At 33.4% G+C, this 1,173-nt stretch carries 1 protein-coding gene; it reads left to right on the forward strand.

Annotation, left to right across the window (positions count from 1 at the left end; all coding sequences use genetic code 11):
• Positions 1-1,173, forward strand: a 1,173-nt coding sequence (gene secD / locus ACTG3S_RS13515; protein WP_439129866.1) for a protein translocase subunit SecD, incomplete at both ends; no start/stop codon positions are given.

Raw genomic sequence — 1,173 nt, forward strand, 5'->3', positions numbered from 1 at the left:
TCTCAACAACAAATGAGCTCTTTAGTGGCACAAGCATCTGTTAGAGATACAGCAACAGTAAACGAATTGCTAAGAAAAAAAGAAGTTAGAGATTTATTACCAAACGAATTACGTTATGTTAGATTCTTATGGGATTATAAAACTTTTACACCTGCAAAACCTGCAAACGCAGATGATGACTATGAACCTAGTGAATTGATTGGTTTGTATGCTATAAAATCGAATAGAAATGACAAACCAACTATAGAAGGCGATGTTATTTTAGACGCTGCACAAGTATTTGACCAATTAAACAAACCAGAGGTTAGTATGACCATGAATAGCTCTGGCACAAAACAATGGGCTAAAATGACTGCTGATAATGTAGGTAGATTTGTAGCTGTGGTTTTAGATGACTATGTATACACAGCACCATCTGTAAATCAAGCGATTACTGGAGGTAGAACTTCTATTTCTGGAGGAAGTATGACTATTGAAGAGGCAGAAGATATTGCCACTGTTTTAAAAGCAGGTAAATTACCGGCGGCTGCAAGAATTATTCAAATTGAAGTTGTTGGACCTTCTTTAGGTCAAGAAGCTATAAATGCCAGTTTCCTTTCATTTGGTTTGGCTATTTTCTTAGTTTTAGTTTGGATGATTTTATATTATGGTAAAGCTGGTTTATTTGCTGATATTGCATTAATAGTAAACATCTTATTTATTTTCGGAATTTTAGCATCGTTTAATGCTGTGTTAACTTTACCTGGTATTGCAGGTATTATCTTAACTATTGGTATGTCTGTAGATGCCAACGTAATTATCTTCGAGAGAATTAAAGAAGGCTTATTTAAAAAGAAAGGGTTAAAACAATCTGTAGAAGAAGGGTTCTCTGTTAAAGGAGCACTTTCTGCAATTATTGATGCCAATATTACCACTTTATTAACAGGTATTATTTTATATGTATTTGGTACAGGACCAATTAAAGGTTTTGCTTTAACGTTAATGATTGGTATTGCTACTTCATTGTTTACAGCCGTATTTATTACACGCTTATTAATTGATGGCGCTGTAAATAAAGGTACTAACTTAACATTTAACACTTCTATCTCTAAGGGATGGTTCCAAAATATTAATGTAGCCTTCTTAAGAAAACGTAAGATTGCATACGTAATTTCTGGAGCAATTATTATTGCA

The sequence above is a fragment of the Polaribacter sp. genome, assembly GCF_965656025.1.
GTDB lineage: Bacteria > Bacteroidota > Bacteroidia > Flavobacteriales > Flavobacteriaceae > Polaribacter.